This window comes from Caulobacter sp. FG7 (assembly GCF_057808875.1).
This window is the reverse complement of sequence record NZ_JBMDIW010000015.1, coordinates 13,636-38,864: the sequence shown is the minus strand read 5'-3', so window position 1 is coordinate 38,864 and position 25,229 is coordinate 13,636. Positions and strand designations below refer to the sequence as shown.

The window sequence follows — 25,229 nt, the reverse complement described above, 5'->3', positions numbered from 1 at the left end:
GGGGCGACGCAGCGCTTTCTTGGCTTAAGTGCGCCGCACATGCGTACGGCCTTGATCTCTCTTGTCTCCCTCGTCCTCACGAGCCTCGTCGCCGCCCCGGCCGCGGCCAAGTCGCCCGTGCTGGTCGAGCTGTTCACCGCCCAGGGCTGTTCGTCCTGCGGCAAGGCCAACCAGGCGGCCGCCGAGCTCGCCGAGCGCGACGACGTGCTGGCCCTGACCTACTCGGTCGACTACTGGGACTATCTCGGCTGGAAGGACACCTTCGCCAAGCCGGCCTTCGTCGAACGCCAGCGTACCTACGCCAAGGCCTTCGCCCTGCGTGACGTGCCCACCCCCCAGGTGGTGGTGGCCGGCAAGGTGCAGGCCTCGGGCGCCAAGGCCGAAACCGTCGAGAAGCTGATCGAGACCGCCCACCTGCCGCCGGCTCCTGACATGGAGTTCGTCGGGACGGGCCGCGTCGCCGTCGGTTCGGGCGCGGCCCCGCGCGGCGGGGCCGAGGTGTGGCTGGTGCGCTTTGATCCGCGCAAGCAGGAGATCGCCGTCAAGCGCGGCGACAACCGCGGCCAGACCATCGTCCACCGCAACGTGGTGCGCGAGATCGTCAAGATCGGCGCCTGGACCGGTCGTCCGAAGATGTACCGCCTGCCCGCGCTGGCCAAGGACGACGACCTGGCCACCGCCATCATCGTCCAGGGCGCCAAGGGCGGCCGGGTGCTGGGCGTGCTGCCCCCCGGCGGCAAGAGCCGGTAGGGCCAATTCTCGTCAGCTCTCCGGGATGACGGTTAGAGCGGCGAACTGACCTCAGAGGCGCAAGACCCAGTGACGCTCCACGCAAAAGAAACCCCGCCTCGCCTTAGGGGATGATCGGCGAAGCGGGGTCTTTAGGGGAGGGGATAGAAGATACGCGCCGGTCGAACGGGGCGCCCGCGAGCCGGTGGGCTGGAGGGGCTGTTCAGGATCCCGGACCGCGAGGCGTTCCGATCGACCGACCATGAGACTATCGAGCCGCCGCGCGGCCGGCGAAGGGCGCGATCAGGGTCGTTTCGCGACCGGGTGGGGCGCCTCTGTGGCGATCTTTGCAGTTCCGCAAGCCGAGACCCGAAATGCGAAAAGCCCGCGTGGGAGGGGGCTCCACGCGGGCTCTGCAGTTAAGAGAGGGGTTCTCTTGATTTGGTCTGTCGGCCGACCGGCCCGCGATCAAGGGGGGCTGGGGGGGCTGTTCAGGATCCTGGACCGTGGGGTCTCCGATCAGCCGACACTGACTTTTTCGCCCTCGAACCGGGCGGGCGAACGACCGAAACAAGGTCATTTCGTGGCCTGGCCCAGCTTGGCTTGTCGCTTCGTCGAACGATGTTGCGGATCTGCGACGCTCGCTTAGACGCCTGATTTGGGGTTAGGATTCGTCCATGGCCCTGGACGTTTCCCCTCCCGTCGGCGGCGTCGTGTTCTTCGAGCGGCGCGAGATCGACCAGCTCCTGCGCCTCTACGGCCGGATGGTCGCGGCCGGCGAGTGGCGCGACTACGGCATGGGCGGCGCGAGCGACCACGCGGCCTTCTCGATCTTTCGCCACGCCGCCGAGGCCCCGCTCTATCGCGTCGAGAAGTGGCCCGAACTGGCCCGCAAGCAGGGCCAGTGGCTGGTGCGCGGCCAGGCCGGCATGGTGCTCAAGCGCGGACACGACCTGGCCCAGGTGCTGCGGCTGTTCGACAAGGGCAAGTTCAAGGTCGTCGACTGAACGACCGCCAACGCCCACGAAAAAGCCCCGGCGGAGCGATCCACCGGGGCTTCGTCGTTTGTGCCTGGAAGGCGCCTTAGCGGCGGTCGCCCAGGAAGAACAGCAGGAAGCGGAACAGGTTGATGAAGTCCAGGTACAGGTTCAGCGCGCCGTAGTTGGTGGCCACCGACTTGGCGGCCGCGTCGCCGCCGACCTGGTAGTAGGTCATCTTCAGGTTCTGCGTGTCGTAGGCGATCAGGCCGGCGAAGATCAGCACGCCGATGGCGTTGATCGCGAAGACCAGCGGGCCCGACGGGAAGAAGATCGACACGATCGAGGCCAGGATCAGGCCCACCAGACCGATGATCAGGAAGCTGCCGAAGCCGGTCAGATCCTTCTTGGTGGTGTAGCCGAACAGGCTGAGCGCGCCGAAGGCGGTCGCCGTGATCAGGAAGGTCGAGGCCACGCTGCCGCCGGTATACATCAGCACCACGGTGCCGAGCGACGCGCCGATCAGCGACACGATCGACCAGTAGATCACGCCCGCGGTGCGCGGGTTGATCGACTTCATGACGAAGCTCGAGAACAGCAGGATGCCCAGCGGGGCGAAGGCGATGACCATGCCCAGGAGCGTGTAGCCCACGCGGTTGCCGTTCACCTGGAACAGCAGGTCGCGCACGGGCGGGAACGAGCTGGTCGTCCAGGCGAGGGCGGCCGACAGCAGCAGGCCCAGCGCCACCTTGTTGTAGACGCCGAGCATGAAGGTGCGCAGCCCGGCGTCAACCGACATGTCGACGCGATCCGCCGGGATCGTGCGCGCATAGTCGCGGTTGAAGTCGTTCATCGAAAGAAACCCTTATTCCAACGTCCCCGAGGGGACACGTGTGAAATATCGGATCGAATGGCCTTCTACGCAAGGCTTCAAGCGGGAAGACGATGGGCGCGCGGATGTATCAAAGTGTGTCTGGCTGGCCGAGGTTTGGGTTCGCCTTGTGCGCGCGACGTCCTAAATAGGCGGGCAAAGCCAAGCAGGGGACTTCATGGACTACGTCGAACTCGGCCGCACCGGCATCCAGGTCTCGCGCTGCTGCCTGGGCACCATGACCTGGGGCTCGCAGAACAGCGAGGAAGAGGCCCACGCCCAGATGGACTACGCCCTGGGCCGGGGGGTCACCTTCTGGGACACGGCCGAGATGTACGCCAGCCCGCCCACGGCCGAGACGCAAGGCAGCACCGAGCGCTACATCGGCAGCTGGCTGGCCAAGACGGGGCGTCGCAAGGACATCGTCCTGGCCTCGAAGGTGGCCGGGCGCGGCTCGGCCTTCGGCGGCCTGCCGTGGATGCGCGCCGACGGCGCCAGCACCCGCCAGACCAAGGCCCAGATCGACGAGGCCGTGGAAGGCTCGCTGAAGCGCCTCCAGACCGACTATCTCGACCTCTACCAACTGCACTGGCCCGACCGCGCCGTGCGGGTGTTCGGCGGCCAGACCTACAAGGACTATGACGACGACTACGCGCGCTTCGGCGACATCCTGGAAGCGCTGGACGCCCACGTGAAGAAGGGCTCGATCCGGGCGCTCGGCGTCTCCAACGAGTTTCCGTGGGGCGTGATGAAGTTCCTGGCCGAGAGCGAAAGCCGTGGCCTGCCGCGCATCGCCTCGATCCAGAACGCCTATCACCTGGCTAACCGGGTGTTCGAATACGGCCTGGCCGAGATCGCCATGCGCGAGCAGGTGGGCCTCCTGGCCTATTCGCCGCTGGCCCAGGGCCAGCTGACCGGCAAGTACCTGGGCGGAAACCTGCCCGAGGGCTCGCGCAAGGCGCTCTACAACCGCATGCAGCGCTATGAGGGTCCCGGCGCGATCGAGGCCTTCACGGCCTATGTGGATCTGGCCCGCCAGAACGGCCTGGATCCGGCCCAGCTGGCCCTGAAGTTCGTCGACGCCCGCCCGTTCGTCACCGCCACGATCATCGGCGCGACCAGCATGGACCAGCTGAAGACCGACATCGACGCCTTCGACGTGGAATGGACCGACGAACTGGAAAAGGTGGTCAACGCCATCCACGCGGCGCGGCCGAATCCTTGCCCGTGATCTGAGCCAGGGACCTCCCCCCTGTGGGGGAGGCGATCGCGAAGCGATCGTGGGGGGAGAGATCGGCCAGCGGTTCTAAAGCTGAAAACGGCCCCCCTCCGGCCCTTCGGGCCACCTCCCCCAGAGGGGGAGGATCTCTGACGCTAAACCACCCCTCGCGCCTTCAACTCGGCGACCTTCTCGGCGCTCATCCCCGCTACCTGCGTCAGCACGGCCTCGGTGTGCTCGCCCAGCGTGGGTCCTGGCCAGCGGACGCCGCCAGGGGTGTCGGTGAGGCGGGGAAAGGCGTTCTGCATCTTCACCTGGCCAAACACCGGGTGGGGCACGGAGACGATCGACTCGCGGGCCTGGAACTGCGGGTCGGCCAGCATTTCGGGCGCGCGGTAGATGCGGCCGGTGGCCAGGCCCGCGGCTTCCAGCTTCGGCAACAGGTCGTCGATGTCCTGGTCCAGGGTCCAGGCGGCGATGCGGGCGTCGAGCTCGGCCTGGTTGACGCCCCGGGCGGCGTGGTCGCGATAGCGGGGGTCATCGGCCAGGTCCGGCCGGCCCATCAGGTCGCAGAGACGCTTGAACAGGGTGTCCTGGTTGGCGCCGATCAGGATGAGCTCGCCCGACTTGGTCGGATAGACGTTGGACGGGGCGATGCCGGGCAGCACCGCGCCAGAGCGCTCGCGGATGTAGCCGGTCAGGTCGTATTCGGTGATCAGGTTCTCCATCACCGTCAGCACGCTCTCGTAGATGGCCGCGTCGACCACCTGGCCCTTGCCGCTGGCGTGGCGGGCGTGCAGGGCCATCATCACGCCCAGGGCGGCGTTCAGGCCCGACAGGCTGTCGCCGATCGAGATGCCGGCCCGGGCCGGGTTGCGGTCGGGCTCGCCGGTGATGTGGCGCAGGCCGCCCATGGCCTCGCCGACCAGGGCGTAGCCGGCCCGCTTGGCGTAGGGGCCGGTCTGGCCGAAGCCCGAGACGCGGGCCATCACCAGGCCGGGATTGGTCTTGGCCAGGGCGTCGTAGCCCAGGCCCCACTTCTCCAGCGTGCCGGGACGGAAGTTCTCGACCACGACGTCGGCCGTGGCGATCAGGTCACGCGCGATGGCGCGGCCCTCGTCGGTGCGCAGGTCGACGGTGACCGACTTCTTGTTGCGGCCGATGACCGGCCACCAGGGCGACAGGCCCTTGGGCTTGGAGCGTCCCCACTGGCGCATCGGGTCGCCGGTCCTCGGGTCTTCCAGCTTGATGACCTCGGCGCCGAAGTCACCCAGCACCTGGCCGCAGAACGGACCGGCGATCAGCTGGCCCATCTCGATGACGCGGACGCCCGCCAACGGCCCTTGGGTCATTTTGTTCCTCTCCCCGATCACGGAACCATCACGCGGCCGTGAACCTTCTTCCTGCCACACGGCGACGCGCGACGCCGACCTTCTTCCACCAGAACAACGCGCAGGGAAAGACAGCCATGACCCGCAAGATTCTCATCGTCGGCGCCGCTTTCGCCGCTCTCAGCCTCGCCGCCTGCGGCCAGAAGGACGAGACCAAGGGCGCCGCGACCCCCGCCGAGCAGGCCGCGACCCCGGACGCCAACCCCGCCGCCACCGTCCCGACCATGGCCGACGAGGCCAAGGCTCCGGACTTCTCGGCCAAGGCCGCCGCGGGCGACACCTTCGAGATCGAGTCGGCCAAGATCGCGCTGAAGCGCTCGACCAACGCCGACGTGAAGAAGTTCGCCCAGGCGATGATCGACGCCCACACCGCCACCAGCCAGGGCCTGAAGGCCGCCATCGCCGCCTCGGGCGCGACCTTCACCCTGCCGGCGGCCCTGCCAGACGACCTGCAAGGCAAGCTCGACGACCTGAACAAGGCCGACGCCAAGGACTTCGACAAGGAGTATGCCGACGACCAGGTCGACGCTCACCAGGCCGCGCTGAACCTGTTCCAGCGTTACGCCCAGGACGGCGACAACGCCGCCATCAAGACCTTCGCCGCCGAGACCGCGCCGAAGATCCAGGAGCACCTGAACATGGCCGAGGGCCTGAAGAACGGCATGAAGTAAGGCTCGCAAGACGCCTGACATGGAAAACCCCCGGCCGGGAGGCCGGGGGTTTTTCTTTGGGTTTCATGCATTTAGCGGGGGAGGTGGCGCGCCGCGGATACGCGGCGTGACGGAGGGGGCGAGGGACGGAACGCGGTGCGCGCCGCCGCCCCCTCCACCACTTCGCGGTCCCCCTCCCCCGTTTCACGGGGGAGGAGTTATTTCCTAATCCGCCGCCTTCACGACGTTGTCGTCGCCGTTGCGGTCGATGACGAAGTTGTACGGGTCGACGCCGGCGAAGCGCGGGGCGACCTTGGTGACGAAGGTCAGGGTCTGGGTCCCGCTGCGGATCGGGCGGCGCTCCATGGCCACGACGTCCTTCTGCTCGAAGCCCTTCTTGCCGGGCTCGGCGGTGAACAGGCCCACGTCCAGCACTTCGTTGAGGGCCGCGTCCGTCTCCTTGCCCCGGCCGTCGGCGTACATCTTCTTGGCCTCGACCACGAGCTTGACGTCGTACCGGCCGTCGGCCCGCTTCTTCACGGTCGCGCTCTTGGTCTTCAGGTCATAGAGCGTGATCTTCTCGAACAGGTCGGTGACCAGGGCCTGCTTGTCGGGACCGACCTCGGCGCGGAGGATCCGCAGAAAATCGAGCGTGGTCGGGTAGGGCGCGCCCTTGAAGCCGTGGTCGGCGATCAGCTTGCGCAGCACCCGGTTGACCGTCTCCTCGCCCACCTCATGCTGCAGCCGGTACATGACCAGCGAGCCCTTGCGGTAGTGGATGTAGCCCTGGTTCTCGACCCGGGCCAGAGGCTGCTCCTCGAGCACGTCGCCGCCGCGCGAACGCAGGTAGCTGTTGAGCTCGAACTTCAGGAACTTGCGGATCTGGGCCTCGCCGTACATCCGCTTCATGACCATCAGGGCCGAATACTGGGCGAAGGTCTCCGACAGCATGGTCGAGCCCTGCTGGTCGGCGCCCAGCACCTGGTGGGCCCACCATTGGTGGCCGATCTCGTGCGCGCCGACATAGGTGACCATGTCGATCTTCTCGGGATCGCGGTAGTCGGCGATGAAGAACATGCTCTCCGACCACGGGATGGTGCCGGCGAAGGCCTGGGCGAAGTCGGCGTAGGCGGGGAATTCCTGGAAGCGCAGCTGCTTGAACTGATAGGGGCTGAACTGCTCCTGGTAATAGTCGAGCGAGGCCTTCATCGACCCGCGCATGCGGTCGATGTTCCAGGCGTGCTGCGGGTCGTAATAGACCGCCAGGTCGATGCCCTTGTAGGTCTCGCGCGAGACCGCGTAGCGGGCCGACTGGATCGACAGGAACGGCAGGATCGGCGCGTCGGCGACGAAGCGCACGGTGCGGCGCTCCAGGTTCCCCGACTTCCACACCCGCTCCGAAGCCTTGCTGCCCGGCGCGATCGGCGTCTGGTCGGCGTCGGTGGTGACGGTGATGTCGGAGGTGACGAAGTCGGCGTCCTTGCGCAGGCCGTTGAACTGGCGGCTGGCCACGTCGCCCAGCTTGGCCATCCGCAGCTCGGGCGGCAGGCCGTACTTGCGGCGCTTGGCGCGGTCCTGCAGCAGGCCGTCGCGGCTCATGCCCAGGATCGGCGCGATCTCCATATTGTTGAGGAAGGTGCCGTTGGCGACCACGCGGCGCTCGTTGTCGCTGTTCTTGAAGCCCTTCTGGCTGCGCTCGGTGATGAAGCTCATCCGGCGGGTCTCGCCCGGCGCCAGCGGGGTGTCGAAGGCGAAGATCCGGTAGTTGAAGCGCTCGAAGGTCTGCTTGGGACGCGCGCCCTCGATCGACAGGGCCCGCACGGCCAGGTCGCGGTCGAAGCGGACGTGGATCTCCTTCAGTGGCGCGCCGGTCTTGTTCTGGATGACATAGGCGCCGCGGGTCACCGCCCGGGGCTCGCCCGGATAGAGGTCGACGTCCAGCTTCATGCCGGTGATCTTGGGCTGGGGCGCGGTCTCGTAGCGCAGCAGCGCCTTTTCCATGTCCGCCGTCCAGCGCTCGTCGTCGAGGTTGGTGCGGTATTCGTTCCAGACGTTGGTGTTGACGAAGATGAAGCTTCCCAGGCCGGCGAAGGCCAGGAAGACGACGCCGAACGCCAGGCCGTTGGCGCCGCGCAGGCGACGGGGCAGGCGGCGCAGGCGCGGCAGCAGCCGGGTCTCGGTCCCGCGGCGCCACAGGGCGTAGGACAGCACCGCCAGCAGCACGGCGAAGGCGCTCCAGTAGGCGCGGAACCACCAGGCCCCGATCCAGAAGGCGCCCAGGCGGTTCATGTCCGAGAACGGCATGCCCGGCGAGCCGCCGTAGTTGTAGAGATTGTGCTGGAAGCCGAGGTTCGAGAACGTCACCTGGGTGACGACATAGACCACCATCAGGCCCCAGCCGATGAACTTGTGCGGGCTCAGCACCTGCAGGAACACGGCCAGCACGGCCAGCAGGACCCAGTCGACGGCCTGCGGCAGCACGTACCACAACAGGTACTTGTCGAGTTCCAGCCGGAAGTAGCCGTGGCCCATCTGGCTGACGACGCCGGCGACCACGCTGACCAGCAGGGTCGACAGCAGCACCAGGGCGATGGCGGCGATCTTCGGGGCGGTGAAGGCCCAGTCGCCGACCGGGGTGGAGTCGATGATCTCGTGGGTGCGGCGCTCGCGTTCCCGCCAGACCAGCTCGCCGGCGTAGTAGATGGCGATGATCATCGGGATCAGGCTGAACGAGCCCAGCAGCGGCGCCAGCAGGGCGCGGGTCACCGGGTAGATCTGGCCGCCGTAGCCGTCCGCATCGGTGGCGAACCACAGCGAGCCGGCGGCGTTGAACAGGCCCAGCGCCAGCAGCACGAAGAAGGCCGGGCTCTTGAACACCTGGCCCATGTCGAGGCGGGTGCGGGCGACGAACTGGATCCAGGCGGTGGTGCGGTCGTGGCGCGGCTGGGCCAGGGGCTTGGGGGCCGGCGGCAGGATTTCGACCGGCGGGGGCAGGGCGGTCTTGGACTTCTCGCCCTTGCGGCCGGCCAGTTCGGCGGCCTGGAAGCGGAAGAGGCCGTAGGCGGCCGCCAGCAGGCCGCCCGCCAGCGCGATCACGAACACCCGGTTGAACAGCAGGGCGCCGGTCAGGGCGGGGGTGATGGTGTTGCGCTCGTTGGCGGTCCAATACTTGGTCGCCAGGCTGAAGGCGCCGGTGCCCATCGGCTCCCACAGGGCCGCGGCCTGCTCGAACTCGGGCTTGTCCAGCGCGATGCCGGCTACGACCCACAGCACCAGGAAGCCGATCACGCCGACATAGGTCCACATCATCGAGCGGGTGACGGTGGCCAGGGCGAAGAACAGCGCCGAGGTCAGCAGCAGCGTCGGCAGGGCTAGCACGAAGTAGGCGTAGACATAGGCGTTCAGCAGGTTCGGACCCAGCTTCTCGGGGTCGATCCACGGCATGAACGAGCCGATCAGCATGGCCAGGGGCACGGCCAGGAACGAGATCGCGGCGGCCAGGAAGGCGCCGGTGAAGCGGCCGTACAGATAGTCGAACTTGCGGATGCGGGTGGTGCGCAGGATCGGGCCATAGCCCGTCTCGTCGTCGCGCACGATGACGTTGGCCACGAAGGCCGTCGTCACGAACATGTAGAAGATCGACAGGATCAGGTGGGTCTGGGCGATGGCGAACGGGGCGTTCTTGTGGATCGTCCCGCCGCCGCCGATCGAGATCTGCTCGATGGTCACCGACCCGAAGGTCAGCAGGAAGAACAGGACGGCGACCACCCAGAACACCGGGGAACGCAGCTGGTAGCGGAGCTCGAAGCTCGCGATCTTGCCGAACATGGCGCCTGCCCCCTTACGCCGCGCAGCGGGTGGTGGCGAGGGTCGAGAAATAGACGTCCTCGAGACCGCCGGTGACGGGCGCAAAGCCCGCGCCGGGGTCCTGGTCGGCCAGGACGTGGATGATGGTGCGGCCGCCCAGCAGGCGGGTCGAGATCACCTGGTGGGCCGCCTTGGCGTCCTCCAGCTCGGCCTTGTCGATGGTCTTCTTCCAGATGCGGCCTTCGAGCTGGGCGATCAGGTCGGCCGGGGCGCCTTCGCGCACGATGCGGCCGTCGCAGATGATGGCCATGGCCGGGCAGAGGTCGGAGACGTCCTCGACGATGTGCGTCGACAGGATCACCACCACGTTCTCGCCGATCTCGGCCAGGAGGTTGAGGAAGCGGTTGCGCTCTTCGGGGTCGAGGCCGGCGGTGGGCTCGTCGACGATGATCAGGCGCGGGTCGCCGATCAGGGCCTGGGCGATGCCGAAGCGCTGGCGCATGCCGCCCGAGAAGCCGGCGATGGCCTTGCCTCGCACGTTCCAGAGGTTGACCTGGGCCAGCAGGCTCTCGACGGTGTCCTTGCGTTCCTTGCGCCCGGCGATGCCCTTCAGCACCGCCATGTGGTCGAGCATGTCGTAGGCGCTGACCCGCGGATAGACGCCGAAGTCCTGCGGCAGGTAGCCCAGCACGCGGCGCAGGGCCTCGGGGTCCTTCAGCACGTCGATGTCGCCGAAGCGGATGTGGCCCGAGGTGGGGGCCTGCAGAGTGGCGATGGTGCGCATCAGGGTGGACTTGCCGGCGCCGTTGGGACCGAGCAGGCCGTACATCCCCCGCGGTATGGTCAGGCTGACCTCGTCCAGGGCGCGCACGCCGTTGCCATAAACGTGCGTCAGGTTTTCGATGATCAGCATCGGTACTCGCGGCCCCCGGTCTTGTTAACGCCAACAGTCCCCAACCCGACATGACAAGACGGCGAGAGGCTGGGCAAGTGAAAGAACGTTTAGGCGACCCGGTTCCCGACCAAGACGCTGCTTTTCCGGCGGGGTTCCGGTCGGGCGGTTTTGGGTCTAAGCAGGCGGCCATGACGACCTACGCCTTTCCCCCGCCCGTCCAGCCTTCGGTTCCGGTGGAAGGATCCGAGGCGGTCTTCCCCGTTCGCCGCATCCTGTGCGTGGGCCGCAACTACGCCGCCCACCGCGCCGAGATGGGCGGCGACGAGCGCGATCCGCCGTTCTTCTTCGCCAAGCCGGCCGACGCGATCGCGCCGCTGATGAACGAAGTGCCCTATCCGCCGCGCACGGCCGACCTGCACCACGAGATCGAGCTGGTGGTGGCGCTGAAGTCGGGCGGGGCGAACATCGCCGTCGACGACGCCCTGGACCACGTGTTCGGCTACGCCGTGGGCGTCGACCTCACCCGCCGCGACCTGCAAGGCGCGGCCAAGGCCAAGGGCCACCCGTGGGAAGCGGGCAAGGCCTTCGACTTCTCGGCCCCGATCTCGGCCATTCGCCCGGCGGCCGAGGCCACGTTCGACGGCGCCATCTGGCTGACCGTCAACGGCGTGCAGCGCCAGACGGGCCTCGTGTCCGACATGATCTGGAACATCCCCGAGATCATCGCCGAGGCCAGCAAGCTGTGGACCCTGGCGGCCGGCGACCTGATCTTCACCGGCACGCCCGAGGGCGTCGCCGCGGTGGTCAAGGGCGACGAGATCGCCGGCGAGGTCGACGGCGTCGGCGCCCTGGCCTTCACCCTGGTCTAGAGGGAGCGCGCGGCCGTGACCCTGACGCTGTTCGGCTACTGGCGGGCGGCCGCGCCCTATCGCGTCCGCATCGGCCTCAATCTGAAGGGTCTGGCCTACGACCAGGCGCCGGTGAACCTGCTGAAGGGCGAGCAGCGCCAGGGCGCCTATCTCGACCTCAACCCGCAGGGGCTGACCCCCGCGCTCGCCATCGGCGACGACGTGGTGCTGACCCAGAGCCTGGCCATACTGGAATGGCTGGACGAGGCCCACCCCGCGCCCGCCCTGCTGCCGGCCGACCCGCTGGGCCGCGCCCGCGTGCGGGCCATGGCCCAGGTCGTGGCCTGCGACATCCATCCGCTGAACAACGTGCGGGTCACCGGCGAGCTGGCCGCCCGCGGCCAGGACGAGGCCGCCCGCAAGGCGTGGATGGCCCGCTGGCTGGCCGAGGGCTTCAGCGCCCTCGAGGCCGCCGTCGCCGCTCACGGCGGGACCTATGCCTATGGCGACGCGCCGACCCTGGCCGACATCTGCATCGTGCCGCAGGTCTATGGCGCGCGCCGGTTCGACATCGACCTCTCACCCTATCCGACCCTGGTGGCGGCCGCCGACCGCGCCGCCGACCATCCCGCCTTCGCCGCTGCTCACCCCAGCCTCCAGCCGGACGCCGCCGATGCTTGAAGATCTGAAAACCAACAACGCCAACTGGTCCAAGCGCAAGACCGAGGTCGACGCCGAGTTCTTCAAGCGCCTGGAGAACCAGCAGAGCCCCGAGTACCTGTGGATCGGCTGCAGCGACAGCCGCGTGCCCGCCAACGAGATCGTGGGCCTGGATCCGGGCGAGCTGTTCGTGCACCGCAACGTCGCCAACCTGGCCCCGCCGCAGGACGCCAACTACCTCAGCGTGCTGCAGTTCGCGGTCGACGTGCTGAAGGTCAAGCACATCATGGTCGTGGGCCACTACGGCTGCGGCGGCGTGGCGGCGGCCATCGACGGCAAGCGCCGGGGCCTGGTCGATCACTGGCTGCACCCGATCCGCGAGGTCCACGCCGAGCACCGCTGCGAGCTGGACGCCATTCCGGAAGAGCGCGACCGTCTCAACCGCCTGTGCGAGCTGAACGTTATCCGCCAGGTGCGCAACGTCGCCTCCGACGTCTTCGTGCAGGACGCCTGGGCCCGCGGCCAGAGCCTGGCCGTGCACGGCTGGGTCTATTCGCTGGCCAACGGCCTGGTGACCGACCTCAATGTCGGCATCGAGAGCATCGAGGACTATCACCGCGTGCTGGCCGGCCCGACGGCCGGCGACGGCATCTAGGAGGCAGGAAAAGAGGGCCGCGCCCGATCGTCGCAGTTGGCGGATCGGCGTTCGGTGCTTACTTGTTCGTCACCATCCCCTGCCACGGTGGTTGCATGGACGCCTTTCTCCAGAGCCTGCACAGCCTCGTCGTCGAGCACCGCCTGCTGGTGTGCGCGATCCTGGCGGTCGTCACCCTGCTCGAAGCATTGATGCTGGTCGGGGTGCTGATCCCGATCATGGCGGTGATGCTGACGGCGGGCGCGCTGATCGCCACCGGCTCGCTGCATCCGGTCGAGGTGATCGTCTGGTGCAGCGTCGGGGCGGCCCTGGGTGATGCGATCTCTTACCTGATGGGCCGCCACATGGGCGCCTGGGCCGTACGCCATCCGGTGCTGGCCAAGCACCGCCGCACCGTGGCTCGCGCTCGCCTCTACACCCGCCGCTACGGCGTGCTGGCCCTGGCCGTGGCCCGCTATCTGGGACCGCTGCGGCCGTTCGTGCCGATGGCCGCGGGCATGACCCGCATGCGCGACTGGACCTTCCACGCCGCCAACACCGTCACCGCGCCGGTGTGGGTGGTCACCGTCCTGGCCCCCGGCTATCTGGCCGCGCGCCACCTGGGCTACTGGAAGCCCGATCCGGTTTGGCTGACCGCGATGGTCGTCGGCGGCCTGCTGCTGGTCGCCACCGTGATGATCCTACGCCGCAAGCCCGCGGCGTCGAAGGTCTGAGGCCGGAGGCCACGCGTGGCCCTCGTCCTTCGACAGGCTCAGGGTGAGGGCCATTTACAGGCCTGGGTTTACGGGCCCGAGCTAGAAAAACCTCATCCTGAGCTTGTCGAAGGACGAGGTTTTCGCCCCTAACGCTAAATATCGATCCGCCCTAGCCCGGCGCCCTGATGCGCACCCGGGCGCTGGCCGCCCGGCCCTGGTCGTCGACCACGCGCAGCCGATAGAAGCCCGCCGCCGCAGGACGCCAGACCGGCTTGCCGCCGACCGGATCGTCGGCCAGGGGCTTGCCGTCCACGTACCACGACAGGTTCTCGCCGCCGGCCGCCAGGACCAGGCCGCGCGAGCCCTTGCCCAGCCCCTCGACCTGCACCGTCGCCCCGTCGGGCGGGAAGATCAGGCGCGGGCCCTCGTCGGCGACCGTGCGCAGCTGCTGTAGGGCGCCGGGCGCCGACTTCGGCGCGATCGGGCGCGGGGCGGTGGGCGGCGCGCCCACCAGATCCGCCACGTCGAACAAGGTGGGCAGGGCCGCGTCGCGTCCGGTGAGGCCGCCGCGGGCGCCGCCGTCGGCCCGGCCGGTCCAGACGACGATGGCGTGGCCGCCGACGATCCCGGCCGCCACCGCGTCTCGGAAGCCGTAGGATGTGCCGGTCTTGAAGGCCATGGCCGGTCCACCGCGGGTCAGGGCCGAGGGCGCGCGACCGCGCGGGCCAGGGGCCTCGCGCAGGATGTCGAGCACCTGGCCCACGGCTTCGGGCCGGGCGATGCGGGTTCCGGCCTGGTGTTCGCGGGCCTTGGCATCGTCGACCGTATAGGACAGCGGCTTGACCACCCCGCCGTCGCCCAGGCCCGCATAGAGGGTGACGAGATCGCGCAGCGTGATCCCCGCGCCGCCCAGAGCCAGGGCCAGGCCGGCGGCCTTCACCTCGGCCTTGGGACGCAGCAGCTTGACGCCGCCGGCTTCGAGGCGGGCGGCGAAGGCCTCGGGACCGATTTTCTCCAGGGTGGCGACGGCCGGCACGTTCAGCGAATAGGCCAGGGCCTCGCGGGCGGTGACCTTGCCGTGGAACACGCGGTCGAAGTTTTCCGGCTGATAGTCGGCGAAGCGGGTCTGCGCGTCGTCGATCTGGGTGTCGGGCGCCAGCATGCCGTCGTCGAAGGCGAAGGCGTAGACGAATGGCTTCAAGGCCGAGCCGGGCGATCGCACCGCGCTGGTCATGTCCACCCAGCCGCCGGGCCGGTCGCGGCCGGCCGAGCCGACCAGGGCCCGCACGGCCCGGTCCTTGATCCGCACGACGATGATGGCGGCGGTGGCTTCCGGGCCCTGGCTGGCGGCGACGCTGGCGGCCAGGGGCTCCAGCCGCGCCTGCAGGTCCGGGTCGATGGTGGTCAGCACGCTGGGCTGGCTGGCGGGCGCGGCGGCGGCCTGCTGGCCGGCCAGGTGCCAGGCCATGGCCGGGAAGGGCGCGCGGCGCGGGATCGGCTCGCCCTCGGCCTCGACGGCGGCGACGGTGGTCAGCACGCCGGCGCGGACCATCTTGTCCAGCACCGCGCGGCGAGCCTCGCGGGCGGCTTCGGGGCGTCGGTCGGGGCGGCGGGCTTCGGGCGCCTGGGGCAGGGCGATCAGCAGGGCCTGCTCGCCGTCGGTCAGGCTGGAGGGCTCATGGCCGAAATAGGAGAGGCTGGCGCCGCGCACACCCTCCAGATTGCCGCCGTAGGGGGCGAGCGTCAGGTAGAGGGCGAGGATCTCGTCCTTGCTCAGCCGGCTTTCCAACTGGGCGGCGCGGACCATCTCGATCAGCTTGCTGCCCAGGTTGCGCGGCCGCGGCTCCAGCAGCCGCGCGGTCTGCATCGACAGGGTCGAGGCGCCGCTGCTGACCCGGCCATGCACGATCGCCGAGCCCGTGGCGCGGACCACGGCGATGGGATCGACGCCCAGGTGCCAGCGGAAGCGGGCGTCCTCGACGGCGACGAGGCGCTTGAGAAAGGTCGGGTCGGTGCGTTGCAGGTCGGCGCGCACCCGCCAGCGACCGTCCTCCACCGGCAGGGCGCGCAGCCACGCCCCGCGCTCGCCCAGCACCACCGGCGAGGACCGTTTGGCGCGGCTCATGTCCGGCGGGAAGGCGGCGCTGAGGGCGAACACGCCGACCTGGGCGGCGAGGAAGACCGTCAGAAGTCGCGTCAGCAGAGCGACTTTCCCCTCCCCCTGGATGGGGGAGGGGCCAGGGGTGGGGGTGACTTCGGAGCTGGCAGTGGTCACGGCGCTTCACCTTGAAGCGCTGTCACCCCCATCCCCGGCCCTTCCCCCATCAAAGGGGGAAGGGAGTAGTCAGCGGTCACTGTCCCGCCGCGATGATCGTGCGGCCGGCGTCCGACCGGGCGGCGATGCTCGGGCGGTACATGTCCTTGGCCACGGCGCCGGGCAGGAAGAACTCGCCCGGCGTCACGGCCCGCGCGATGTAGGCCATGGCGAAGGGCTTGTTGCCCTCCAGGTCCATCGCGGCGATGTAGCGGTCGTCGCGGCTTTCCTGGGCGTCCGGCGTCGACAGCTCCCCTAAGAACCGGAACGGTCCGTTCTGGGCGTCGTCGGCGCCGAGCGGAGCCTCGATCTCGAAGCCGGCCGGCAAGGCGTCGTCGACCACCAGGGCGGTCGAGCGAGCCTGCATCGAACGACCCTGGATCAGCACGATCACCCGTTCGCCCTGGCGGATGGCCGAGGGATCGACCGCCCCGCCGCTCATCGTGAACAGGCGCTTGCTCACCGACAGGCCGTTGCTCTCGGCGACCGGGGCCGCGATCGGCGTGCCGCGCACGCTGACCGTCCGCCACAGGGCGCCCTTGCCCTTGTTGGTAAAGCGGGCGTCGGCCAGCTTGCCCACCGCCCAGCGCGGGGCGCCGCCGGCGGCCGGCAGGGCGACGACGTTCTGGGCCTCGATGCTGATGGGGCCGGCGGCCTTCATCAGCTGGTGGGCGGCGTAGAGCAGCTGGGCCTGCTCCTGGGTGTTCAGGGCGTCGGGATCCTTGACCACGTTCTCCAGGCGGCCTTGCAGGCGAGCGGCCACATCGGTCTGGCCGGCCTGCACCGCCAGCGCCGTGACGGCGGCGACGTCGCGCAGCGGGCTCTGGTACCAGTCGTACTCGTCGCGCCAGTTCAGCGAGTTCACCGCCTGGCGCATGGCCGAGCGGGCCCGAGCGTGGTCGCCCATCAAAGCGAGGCCCGCGGCCACCTGGGCCTTGGCGATCGGCTGGTCCTCGTCCTTCATCTGCACGTCGTGCCACCAGCGCAGGCGGGCCAGGTCCCCGCGTCCGGCCTTGGCCAGGACGTAGAGGGCGTAGGCGCTGGCCCGGCGGCGCATGCGCTGGGTGGCCTTGCGGCTTTCGTCCTCGTTGCGGCCCCACCAGGAGGGGTACTCCATCCGGTAGGAGACCGAGGCCCAGCCGTCGGGACGGCTGACCTGGCGCATGGCGTTCAGCGCCTTGTCCAGGGCCTCGTCGGGCACCGCCACGCCCTGGGCCTTGGCTTCCAGCAGGAAGTCGGTGGCGTAGGCGCCCAGCCAGGGGTCGGCCTCGCCGTCGCCCACCCGCCACAGGCCGAAGGCCCCGTCGAGGGTCTGGCGATCCAGCAGGCGGCCCACCGCCCCGGCCAGGGCCGCAGGGGTGCGCTTGAGCTTGGGATCGGTCGAGACGCTCTGGGCGTAGAGCAGCGGATAGGCCGCCGACACCACCTGCTCGGTGCAGCCGTACGGGTAGCGCTGCAGGGCGACAGCGATCGCCGACGGGTCGAAGCCCTTGAACGGCGAGTAGCTGACCTGCAGCGTCACGTCGCCGGCCGCCAGGCCCGACAGCAGCTGGTAGTTGGGGGTGTAGGTCGCGCCGGGCGCCTGAAGTTCGGTGGTGGTGCGCACCACGTCGCCCCAGCCCAGGCGCGTCTGGATCGGATAGTCCTTGGTCGTCGAGAAGTCGGGACCGGTGACCTTGAAGCCGATCTTGCCGATGCCGGTGACGTCGGGCGCCAGGAAGGGGATCTTCTCGGCCACGCGCTGACCCAGGATCAGGGTGATGACTTTCCTGAAGGCGACCTTCAGTCCGCCGGACGCATTGGCCTCGGCGGTGTAGGCGCCGGGCTTGCCCTCGACATTGTGCAGTTCCAGCGTCGCGGTCGGCTTGTCGCCGGGCGACAGGAAGCGCGGCAGGTTGAGGTCGGCCACCACCGGCTGGCGCATGGTCATGGCCTTGGAGCCGGAGCCCACGGCGTTGTCGGTCCAGGCCACGGCCATGATCCGCAGCTCGCCGTTGAAGTCGGCGGGCGGCAGCTTGATCGTCGCCTTGCCGTCGAGGCCGGTCTCGACCACGCCCGACCACAGGGCCACGGTCTTGATCGGCGTGACCGTCAGGCCCTCGCCGCCCAGCTCGTCGCCGCCGAAGTTGACGTTGGCCGGCGCGCCCATGTTCGGGTCGAGCAGGCGGCCGTAGTCGTCGCGGTAGTCGAGCGTCAGGGCCCGCTTGCCGAAGTACCACTTCACCGGATCAGGGCTTTCCTGGCGGGTCAGGCGCAGCACGCCTTCGTCCACTGCCGCCACCGTCACCCGGGCCTTCTGGCCGAAGGACAGGCCCTGCACCTTCAGCGGGATCTCGACCGGCGCCTTGGAGTCGAGCTTGGCGGGGGTGGCGATATCCACCGTCAGCTTGCGGCCCTTGGGCTCCAGCGGCACGTAGACCAGGCCCAGGGCCCGCTTGGGCTTGGGCGAGGCGACCGGGTCGCGCGGCTGGATGACGGTGACCATCACATAGGCCCCGCCGCCCCAGGCGGCGTTGGTCTTCAGCTTCACGGTGGCGCCGTTTTCGCCGACCGACAGGGTCTTGAAGTCGATCAGGCGGTCGGTGGCCACGGCCACCTGGGCCTGGCCGGCATAGGGCGCCTTCAGCGTGATCTCGACGGTGTCGCCCTGGGCGTAGGCGCGGGTTCCGGCCGAGACGCGGACGAAGTCGGGGGCCTCGGCGTCCTTGGCCGGCGAGCCCCAGCCCGACGAGAAGCGCGCGACGGTCTTGGTCCCTTCGGGGCCTTCGATGACCAGGCGATAGTCGCCCCAGCCCAGGCGGCGGTTGATCCGCGCGCTGGCCCCGGCCGACATGTTCAGCGCGCCCTTGGCCACGACGGCGTCGCGGCTGGTGCGCCGCCACTGCCAGCGGCCGTCCTGCTGGAACCAGTCGTAGTTCCAGTTCTCGCTGATCAGGGTGTAGCTGGCGGTGGTCGAGATCTTCTTGCCGGCGGCGTCGACGGCGATCACTTCGAGGCTCACGGGCGGGTCGTCGCGGCCCGAGCCGTCGCCCTGCTCGACCTTGACGCCGTAATAGATCGGCTTGCCGCGGACCTTGAGCTCCAGGCCCTCGCGCACCGGGCGGCCGCCGGGCTCGAACACCGAGGCGGTGACGGCCGCCACCAGGGGCTGGCCGGTGTCGCCGACGTCGCTGGTGCCGAGATTGAGGACCGCGCGGCCCTCGCCGTCGGTGACGGTCGTGCCCAGCTCGATCAGCTTCTCGTCGAAGGGCTCCTTGGCGTCGCCCCACTCGAAGCCCTTGTATTGCGGGAAGGGATCGGTGTCGCGGCGCAGGCGGGCCTCGCCCTGGGTCTGCAGGCCAGAGCCGGGCGCGCCGTAGAGGAAGCGGGCGTTGACCGCGATCTGTCGGGTCTCGCCTATGCGGATCGGCGTGCTCTCCTGGCCGGTGGCGGTGACCGCCAGCCGCTGGGGCGCGAAGTCCTCGACGCTGAAGCTCAGCGCGCCGGACGAGGCCTCGATGCCCTCGATGTGCAGCTCGGCGGTCCAGCGGCCGCGTGGGGCGCTGCGGGGCAGGGCGATGTCGATCGGCACGGCGCCGGCGTTGGCCTGGCCGAACCACCAGCGCTTGAACTCCACGCCCGAGGGGCGCTTGACCAGAATGTAGCCCTTGCGGTCGTTGACCGCCTTGGCCATGCGGTCGCGGATCATCGCCGTCAGGTGCACGGTCTCGCCGGGACGATAGATGCCGCGGTCGGCATAGAGCCAGCCGTCGATGTCGCTGCCGACGGCGCGGCCGCCCTCGCTTTCGGTGCGGCCGCCGACGCCCTGCTTGGACAGGTCCACGGGCGAGCGGTCGAGGTCGAGCACCGACAGGTCGCCCTCGGGGCCATAGGCCATGACCATCTTGGCGCGCTCGCCGCCTTCGCCCTTCAGCAGGGGGCGGGGGAAGCGGACGCGGCCGTCGGCGTCGCTCTTGACCTCGGCCAGGGGCTCGCCGTCGCGGGCGACCAGGGCCACGCGCACGCCGGCGACGGTCTTGGCGGTCTTCAGCGAGCGGACCACGACGTCCAGCGCCTCGGAGCCGTCATAGGCGATCAGCGCCATGTCGGTGAACACGATCCAGCGGCGGGCCTGAGCCGGCGGGGTGTCGCCCTCGCCGTCGGGATCGCGGCCGCCCGAGGCGTCGCGCGCCTTGATAAGATAGGCGCCTGGCTTCATCTCCTTGAGCACCGCGCCGAGCGGGAAGACCGTGGTGGCCTTGGCGCCGGCCGCGCCGTCGACGGAAACTTCGCCCTTCCAGATCCTGCGGCCTTCGTCGCCGGCGCTGTCCTCGCCGTAGTCGCCGGCCCAGTCGCCCTCGCCGGTGGGATCGGGCGCGCTGATCGACTTGCGCACCAGGTTGCGGTCGGACACGCGCCAGACTTCGACGGCCAGCTTCTGGACGTTCATGGTCTCGATGGCGACGCCGTCGGATTCCTCGCGCGGCAGGATCACCCCGTCGCCGGCGAAGCCGACGTAGGGGGGCTTCTCGCCGAAGGTGAAGTCGACGTCGGCGTTGGCGCCGAGGGTCTCGCCGCCCTTGGCGGGCAGGCCCTTCAGAAGGGTGATGCGGCGGTCGGTGAAGCCGACGCCGCCGATGCACAGCTCGTCGCCCTTGACCCGCACGGCCGGGGTGCGGCCGAGGTCGGGCGAGACCATGACGAAGTCGGCATAGGCCTTGGACGGGTCCAGATCGCGGCTCATCTGGATGCAGGCCATGGCCTCGCCGCCGGAGCTGTCGATGCGGGTGCGCCAGACGGCGAAGCCCTCGGGCTTGGGAACGCCGCGCCGGCGGGCATTGGCGTCGCGGGGCTTGCCGAACAGCGACCAGGCCTCGCCCTTGACGGCGGCTGCGCCCGAGGCGGCCTTGGCGCCGCCGCCGAACCAGCCGAGGTCGGCGGTCTTGGCGGCCACGAAGCCGCCGCCGAAGCCGACGACCAGCGCGCCCGCCGCGATGGCGACGGCGGGGGTCTTCAACTGTGACTTGATCCGGGTCCAGACGGAGGTTTTGGCCGCGCCGTCGCCTTGCGGCGTCTCGTCCGTCGACATCCGTCGTCTCTCCCAAACCCGAAGTGATTTGGGGGACTTGAACCTAAGCGCGAGCGGGGGTCAACGGCGTCGCGATAATGGTTCTCAAGGTTTCGCGCGAAGCAACCGGTTACCGCTTCCGGTCAAGCTTCGAAGGCGACCTGGGCGGTGGTCAGGTCGTAGGCGGCCGGCACGATCTTCAGGCGGCCCTGGGCGATCCGCTCGGCCAGGATACCGTCGGCGACCTTGAGGCGCGCGGCGATGTTGCGGGCGTTGCGGCGGGCGGCCGCGTCGTGCAGGTCGGCGGCCTTCTCGCCCTGGGCGTCGAACACCGCCGGCAGGATCGGCGCCAGCATGGCCTCGAAAACGCCGGTGGGGCGGCTCTTGCGGGTGGCGGCGTCGACGGCCGCCCCGACCACGCCGCACTTGGTGTGGCCCAGCACGACGACCAGCGAGGCGCCCAGCGTATCGACGGCGTAGACGATGGCGCCCAGCGCTTCGGGGCCGACGGACGGGCCGGCCGCGCGCAGCACGAAGAGGTCGCCCAGATTGCAGTTGAACAGCAGCTCGGGGGCCACGCGGCTGTCGCTGCAGGCGACGACCACGGCGAACGGCCGCTCGGCCGCGGCCAGCTCGCCGATGCGGGCGACCGATGGCGAGACGAGGCTGGCGCCGCCGCGGGCGAAGGCGGCGTTGCCCTGCTTCAGGCGGCCCAGGGCCTCGTCGGGGCTGATGCTGGGAACGGGCTTGGCCGGCTGCACCTGCACGCCCGAGACGGCGGTCGGGTCCTCGGGCTGCGCGCCCTCCAGCGGCTTGACCGTCTTCAGCGCCTTGTCGAGGGCGGCCTTGTCGCCGGGCTGGGTCGCCAGGGCCTTGGCGGTGCGGCGGGCCTTGGGCTTCCAGACCGGCGGTGTCCCGGTCGCCTGGTAGCCCTCGGCATTAGCCAGGACGGGCGCAGCGAGGCCGGCGGCCAGGCCGCCCAGCAGGATGCGTCGAGAAACCATGGTCGCCCCCGGAAACGATAACAGCGCCGCGACCCTAGGGGCTGGGGGTTAACCGGAACCCAAGCCGGGTTCAGAGCGGCAATTCGACGCGTTTGACCACGGTGCGCATGGCGATCGACGAGCTGACCCGCACCACGCCGGGGATCCGGGTCAGTTCCTGGCTGTGGACGCGCTCCAGGTCGTCGACATCGGCCACCACCAGCCGCAGCAGGTAGTCCGAGCCGCCGGTCATCAGGTAGCACTCGGCCACCTCGCGCACATTGGCCACGGCCTTCTCGAAAGCGGTCAGGGCGCCTTCGGCCTGGGACGACAGGGTGACGGTGACGAAGACGCTGAGCGGCAGGCCCACGGCCCGCTCGTCGATCACCGCGGCGTAGCGGCCGATGACCCCGGCGTCCTCCAAAGCCCGCACCCGGCGCAGGCAGGCCGACTCCGACAGGTTGGCCGCCTTGGCCATGTCCACGTAGCTGGCCCGACCCTCGCGCTGCAGCAGGCGGAGGATCTTTCGGTCGAACACATCAAGCGTGACCGGGGATTTCTTCACCGAATGGCTCCGTTTGCGCAGGATTCCTGCATACCACGTTCTTTGAAGGACGAAAGAACCAAGAAACATGCGAACGTAGAGGCGTACACCAGCGTTAAAGCTAAAAAGCGAGGAAACATCATGCGCGTTGGCGTCCCCTCCGAGATCAAACCGGGCGAACACCGGGTCGGCCTGACCCCCACCGCCGTCCGGGAATATGTCGCCCACGGCCACCAGGTGCTGGTGCAGCAGGGCGCGGGCCTGGGCGCCGGCTATGCCGACGAGGCCTACGTCAAGGCCGGCGCGAGCATCGCCCCCGACGCCGACGCGGTGTTCTCGGGCGCCGAGATGATCGTCAAGGTCAAGGAACCGCAGAAGGTCGAGTGGGAACGCCTGACGCAGCGCCACATCCTCTTCACCTACCTGCACCTGGCGCCCGATCCGGCCCAGACCGAAGGCCTGCTGAAGAGCGGCTGCGCGGCTATCGCCTACGAGACCGTCACGGACGCGAAGGGCGGCCTGCCGCTGCTGGCGCCGATGTCGGAAGTGGCCGGCCGCATCGCCGTGTTCTCGGCGGCCGAGACCCTGCTCAAGCACAATGGCGGCATGGGCCTGCTGCTCTGCGGCGTGCCCGGCGTGCCGCCGGCCCGCGTGGTCGTGCTGGGCGGCGGCGTGGTCGGCTCCAACGCCGCCCGCATGGCCGCCGGCCTCGGCGCCGAGGTCGTGGTGCTGGAACGCTCGATCCCGCGCATGCGCGAACTGGACGACCTCTATCAGGGCCGCATCCTGACCCGCTATTCGACGCTGGACGCGGTGGAAGAAGAGATCCTCAAGGCCGACGTCGTCATCGGCGCGGTGCTGACCGCCGGCGCCGCCGCCCCGAAGCTGGTGCGCCGCGAGCATCTGTCGCGGATGAAGCCGGGCTCGGTGCTGGTCGACGTGTCGATCGACCAGGGCGGCTGCTTCGAGACCAGCCACCCGACCACCCACGCCGAGCCGACCTACACGGTCGACGGCGTCGTCCACTACTGCGTGGCCAACATGCCGGGCGCGGCCCCGCGCACCTCGTCCGAGGCCCTGGGCAACGCCACCCTGCCGTTCGGTCTGGCCCTGGCCGACAAGGGCCTCGACGCGCTGGAGGACAACGTCCACCTGGCGCGCGGCCTCAACGTGCTGGGCGGCAAGCTGACCCATCCGGCCGTGGCCCAGGCCCTGGTCAAGGACTTCGTCGATCCGTTCGGCGTCTGGGGCGGTTCGAAGCTGTAAGTGAGTGATCCTCGCCCTTCGACAGGCTCAGGGTGAGGATCAATTCAAAGGCCGTTGAGTAGAAACCTCACCCTGAGCTTGTCGAAGCATGCCCTCGGGCGGGCCGCGCCAGCGGCGCGACCCGATGGGGGCGAGGTTTCGCCCAGGGCCTTACAACCCCGCCATCTCCTCGATCACCTTCTGCGCCGCTTCGCGCGGATCGTTGGCGGCGGTGATCGGGCGGCCGCAGACCAGGTGGCTGGCGCCGGCCTTCAGCGCGTCGGCCGGGGTCGCGGCGCGGGCCTGGTCGTTCTTGGCGGCCCAGAAAGGGCGCACGCCCGGCGTCACCACCAGGAAGTCCGGACCGCCGATCTCGCGGGCCAGGGCGGCCTCGTGCGGCGACGAGACGATGCCGTCGACCCCGCACTCGATGGCCTGGCGGATACGGCGCTCGACCAGGGCGCGGGCGCTGAAGGCGTAGCCCATCTCGATCAGATCGGCGTCGGTCAGGCTGGTCAGCACGGTGACGGCCAGGATCTTCAGGTCCGAGCCGGCCTTGGCCTTCACCGCCGCCTGCATCACCTGCGGCTCGGCATGGACGGTCAAGAGGTCGCAACCGGCCCCGGCCAGCACCCGGGCCGAGCGTTCCACCGTGGCGCCGATGTCGTGCAGCTTCCAATCGAGGAACACCTGCTTGCCGGCCTTCTTGAGGTCGCCGGCGAAGGCCATGCCGTCGGTGGCCAGCAGCTCCAGGCCGATCTTGTAGAACGAGGCGGCGTCGTCGATACGCTCGACCATTTTCCGGGCGTCGGCGACCGTGGGCAGGTCCAGCGGGATGATCAGGCGCGGATCAGCGGTCATGGTCGAGCTCCGGGTGTTGGCGCGCGAGGCCGCATCGCTCTAGAGAGAGCGACGTTTCCCGCACAGTCATGAAGGTTGAGGACGTCGAATGAGCCAGGCCGAACTCGCCGTCAACTTCTTCGTCGCGCTGTTTGCGCTGATCGACCCGATCGGCAACGTGCCGCTGTTCGCCGCCGCCACCCTCGGCGCGGCCTCGGCCGGCCGGCGGATGGTGGCCGTCTATATCGGCCTCTTCGTGCTGGCGTTCCTGGTGTTCTTCTACTTCACCGGGGTTTCCCTGCTGGAGTTCTTCGGCATCTCGATGCCGGCCTTCCGCATCGCCGGCGGCATCATCCTGTTCATCCTCGGCCTGGACATGGTGCGCGACGACTTCACCACCATGTTCGCCGACGCCGCCGAGGGCGAGACCGAGGTGCTGTCTGCGCGGGTCTACGCCAAGAAGCGGTTCGAGCGGCTGATCGTGCCCTTCGCCATGCCGCTGCTGATCGGTCCGGGCGCGATCTCGACCGTGATCATCTACGCCAGCGAGGCCAAACACCTGGGTCTGGCCGGCATGGCGCTCGGCGTGGGCGTCATCGCGGCGGTGTCTGTGGTGCTGGTCGCCACCTTCTGGGCCGCGCCTGTGATCAGCAAGGTGCTGGGCCGCATCGGCATGAGCATCGTCGTGCGGGTTCTGGGCCTGATCCTCTGCGCCCTGGCCGTGCAGTTCGTGCTGATCGGCGTGGGCGACGCGACGCGTGGGCTGATCCGGGCGGATGCGAAGGCGCCGTACGCGGCGGAGAAGTAGGGCTGATAGTTCCTCCCCCGTGAAACGGTGGCGGGGGCGTGACTGGGCTCG

19 protein-coding genes and 1 pseudogene are annotated in these 25,229 nt (G+C 69.4%); 10 read left to right on the top strand and 10 right to left on the bottom strand.

Going from position 1 to position 25,229, the window contains the following annotated elements:
* Positions 1–39 precede the first annotated feature (39 nt).
* Positions 40–750, top strand: a complete 711-nt coding sequence (locus ACODR1_RS13830) for a DUF1223 domain-containing protein (protein WP_488880954.1) — start codon at positions 40–42, stop codon at positions 748–750.
* Between the two features lie 656 nt (positions 751–1,406).
* Entirely contained in the window at positions 1,407–1,736 is a 330-nt protein-coding gene (locus tag ACODR1_RS13825) for a DUF2794 domain-containing protein (protein ID WP_101720338.1), read from the top strand.
* 76 nt (positions 1,737–1,812) lie between these two features.
* Here ACODR1_RS13825 and ACODR1_RS13820 read toward each other — a convergent pair whose 3' ends face one another.
* Positions 1,813–2,559 (bottom strand): Bax inhibitor-1/YccA family protein, encoded by a 747-nt coding sequence (locus ACODR1_RS13820; protein WP_101720337.1) that lies wholly within the window; start codon positions 2,557–2,559, stop codon positions 1,813–1,815.
* 196 nt (positions 2,560–2,755) lie between these two features.
* Here ACODR1_RS13820 and ACODR1_RS13815 point away from each other — a divergent pair, with 196 nt between their 5' ends.
* Entirely contained in the window at positions 2,756–3,808 is a 1,053-nt protein-coding gene (locus ACODR1_RS13815; RefSeq protein WP_488880953.1) for an aldo/keto reductase, read from the top strand.
* Positions 3,809–3,951: 143 nt separating this feature from the next.
* Here the strand turns inward: ACODR1_RS13815 and ACODR1_RS13810 are convergent, their stop codons facing one another.
* Positions 3,952–5,148, bottom strand: a complete 1,197-nt coding sequence (locus ACODR1_RS13810) for a CaiB/BaiF CoA transferase family protein (protein ID WP_488880952.1) — start codon at positions 5,146–5,148, stop codon at positions 3,952–3,954.
* Positions 5,149–5,264: 116 nt separating this feature from the next.
* Between ACODR1_RS13810 and ACODR1_RS13805 the strand changes: the two genes are divergently transcribed.
* Complete coding sequence (locus tag ACODR1_RS13805; protein ID WP_488880951.1) at positions 5,265–5,858, top strand: DUF4142 domain-containing protein; 594 nt, start codon at positions 5,265–5,267, stop codon at positions 5,856–5,858.
* A gap of 71 nt (positions 5,859–5,929) precedes the next feature.
* Here ACODR1_RS13805 and ACODR1_RS13800 read toward each other — a convergent pair.
* The 3 genes and pseudogenes from ACODR1_RS13800 to ACODR1_RS13790 all read right to left on the bottom strand — a co-directional run.
* Positions 5,930–6,055, bottom strand: a pseudogene (locus ACODR1_RS13800) (hypothetical protein); the annotation flags it as partial.
* Between the two features lie 7 nt (positions 6,056–6,062).
* Positions 6,063–9,665: an ABC transporter permease/M1 family aminopeptidase gene (locus tag ACODR1_RS13795; protein ID WP_488880950.1), complete on the bottom strand. Its 3,603-nt coding sequence runs from the start codon at positions 9,663–9,665 to the stop codon at positions 6,063–6,065.
* A gap of 13 nt (positions 9,666–9,678) precedes the next feature.
* Positions 9,679–10,557, bottom strand: a complete 879-nt coding sequence (locus tag ACODR1_RS13790; protein WP_488880949.1) for an ABC transporter ATP-binding protein — start codon at positions 10,555–10,557, stop codon at positions 9,679–9,681.
* 170 nt (positions 10,558–10,727) lie between these two features.
* Between ACODR1_RS13790 and ACODR1_RS13785 the strand changes: the two genes are divergently transcribed.
* The 4 genes from ACODR1_RS13785 to ACODR1_RS13770 all read left to right on the top strand — a co-directional run bounded on the left by ACODR1_RS13785 (position 10,728) and on the right by ACODR1_RS13770 (position 13,415).
* A complete protein-coding gene (locus ACODR1_RS13785; protein WP_488880948.1) occupies positions 10,728–11,408 on the top strand; it encodes a fumarylacetoacetate hydrolase family protein in 681 nt (226 codons plus the stop codon).
* Between the two features lie 15 nt (positions 11,409–11,423).
* Complete coding sequence (maiA, locus tag ACODR1_RS13780; protein WP_488880947.1) at positions 11,424–12,068, top strand: maleylacetoacetate isomerase; 645 nt, start codon at positions 11,424–11,426, stop codon at positions 12,066–12,068.
* A complete protein-coding gene (locus ACODR1_RS13775; RefSeq protein ID WP_058348553.1) occupies positions 12,061–12,702 on the top strand; it encodes a carbonic anhydrase in 642 nt (213 codons plus the stop codon). The genes maiA and ACODR1_RS13775 overlap by 8 nt, the downstream gene beginning before the upstream one ends.
* 95 nt (positions 12,703–12,797) lie before the next feature.
* Positions 12,798–13,415: a DedA family protein gene (locus tag ACODR1_RS13770; RefSeq protein ID WP_488880946.1), complete on the top strand. Its 618-nt coding sequence runs from the start codon at positions 12,798–12,800 to the stop codon at positions 13,413–13,415.
* Between the two features lie 151 nt (positions 13,416–13,566).
* On the opposite strand, the gene pbpC is transcribed toward ACODR1_RS13770, so the two are convergent.
* From pbpC to ACODR1_RS13750, 4 genes are all read right to left on the bottom strand, one after another.
* Positions 13,567–15,624, bottom strand: a complete 2,058-nt coding sequence (gene pbpC, locus ACODR1_RS13765; protein WP_488881043.1) for a penicillin-binding protein 1C — start codon at positions 15,622–15,624, stop codon at positions 13,567–13,569.
* 124 nt (positions 15,625–15,748) lie between these two features.
* Complete coding sequence (locus ACODR1_RS13760; protein WP_488880945.1) at positions 15,749–20,779, bottom strand: alpha-2-macroglobulin family protein; 5,031 nt, start codon at positions 20,777–20,779, stop codon at positions 15,749–15,751.
* Positions 20,780–20,901: 122 nt separating this feature from the next.
* Positions 20,902–21,762, bottom strand: a complete 861-nt coding sequence (locus tag ACODR1_RS13755; RefSeq protein WP_488880944.1) for a carbonic anhydrase — start codon at positions 21,760–21,762, stop codon at positions 20,902–20,904.
* 70 nt (positions 21,763–21,832) lie between these two features.
* Positions 21,833–22,306, bottom strand: coding sequence for an Lrp/AsnC family transcriptional regulator (locus ACODR1_RS13750; protein WP_101720643.1), 474 nt, complete (start codon positions 22,304–22,306; stop codon positions 21,833–21,835).
* 120 nt (positions 22,307–22,426) lie between these two features.
* Here ACODR1_RS13750 and ald point away from each other — a divergent pair, with 120 nt between their 5' ends.
* Entirely contained in the window at positions 22,427–23,551 is a 1,125-nt protein-coding gene (gene ald / locus ACODR1_RS13745; RefSeq protein ID WP_488880943.1) for an alanine dehydrogenase, read from the top strand.
* A gap of 150 nt (positions 23,552–23,701) precedes the next feature.
* Here ald and pyrF read toward each other — a convergent pair whose 3' ends face one another.
* Entirely contained in the window at positions 23,702–24,391 is a 690-nt protein-coding gene (gene pyrF, locus ACODR1_RS13740; protein ID WP_488880942.1) for an orotidine-5'-phosphate decarboxylase, read from the bottom strand.
* Between the two features lie 88 nt (positions 24,392–24,479).
* On the opposite strand from pyrF, the gene ACODR1_RS13735 reads away from it, so the two are divergent.
* Positions 24,480–25,178 carry a MarC family protein gene (locus ACODR1_RS13735; protein WP_110122205.1) on the top strand — a complete coding sequence of 233 codons (699 nt, stop codon included), beginning with the start codon at positions 24,480–24,482 and terminating at the stop codon, positions 25,176–25,178.
* The last annotated feature ends 51 nt before the right edge of the window (positions 25,179–25,229 follow it).

What these genes read in the sequence shown, in the direction of transcription:
- ACODR1_RS13815 (WP_488880953.1), top strand. Translation starts at nt 2,756, where the DNA reads ATGGACTACGTCGAACTCGGCCGCACCGGCATCCAGGTCTCGCGCTGC.
- ACODR1_RS13735 (WP_110122205.1), top strand. Translation starts at nt 24,480, where the DNA reads ATGAGCCAGGCCGAACTCGCCGTCAACTTCTTCGTCGCGCTGTTTGCG.
- ACODR1_RS13760 (WP_488880945.1), bottom strand. Translation starts at nt 20,779, where the DNA reads ATGTCGACGGACGAGACGCCGCAAGGCGACGGCGCGGCCAAAACCTCC.
- ACODR1_RS13830 (WP_488880954.1), top strand. Translation starts at nt 40, where the DNA reads ATGCGTACGGCCTTGATCTCTCTTGTCTCCCTCGTCCTCACGAGCCTC.
- ACODR1_RS13825 (WP_101720338.1), top strand. Translation starts at nt 1,407, where the DNA reads ATGGCCCTGGACGTTTCCCCTCCCGTCGGCGGCGTCGTGTTCTTCGAG.
- ACODR1_RS13770 (WP_488880946.1), top strand. Translation starts at nt 12,798, where the DNA reads ATGGACGCCTTTCTCCAGAGCCTGCACAGCCTCGTCGTCGAGCACCGC.
- ACODR1_RS13755 (WP_488880944.1), bottom strand. Translation starts at nt 21,762, where the DNA reads ATGGTTTCTCGACGCATCCTGCTGGGCGGCCTGGCCGCCGGCCTCGCT.
- ald (WP_488880943.1), top strand. Translation starts at nt 22,427, where the DNA reads ATGCGCGTTGGCGTCCCCTCCGAGATCAAACCGGGCGAACACCGGGTC.
- ACODR1_RS13810 (WP_488880952.1), bottom strand. Translation starts at nt 5,148, where the DNA reads ATGACCCAAGGGCCGTTGGCGGGCGTCCGCGTCATCGAGATGGGCCAG.
- ACODR1_RS13795 (WP_488880950.1), bottom strand. Translation starts at nt 9,665, where the DNA reads ATGTTCGGCAAGATCGCGAGCTTCGAGCTCCGCTACCAGCTGCGTTCC.
- pyrF (WP_488880942.1), bottom strand. Translation starts at nt 24,391, where the DNA reads ATGACCGCTGATCCGCGCCTGATCATCCCGCTGGACCTGCCCACGGTC.
- ACODR1_RS13805 (WP_488880951.1), top strand. Translation starts at nt 5,265, where the DNA reads ATGACCCGCAAGATTCTCATCGTCGGCGCCGCTTTCGCCGCTCTCAGC.
- ACODR1_RS13820 (WP_101720337.1), bottom strand. Translation starts at nt 2,559, where the DNA reads ATGAACGACTTCAACCGCGACTATGCGCGCACGATCCCGGCGGATCGC.
- ACODR1_RS13790 (WP_488880949.1), bottom strand. Translation starts at nt 10,557, where the DNA reads ATGCTGATCATCGAAAACCTGACGCACGTTTATGGCAACGGCGTGCGC.
- ACODR1_RS13775 (WP_058348553.1), top strand. Translation starts at nt 12,061, where the DNA reads ATGCTTGAAGATCTGAAAACCAACAACGCCAACTGGTCCAAGCGCAAG.
- ACODR1_RS13785 (WP_488880948.1), top strand. Translation starts at nt 10,728, where the DNA reads ATGACGACCTACGCCTTTCCCCCGCCCGTCCAGCCTTCGGTTCCGGTG.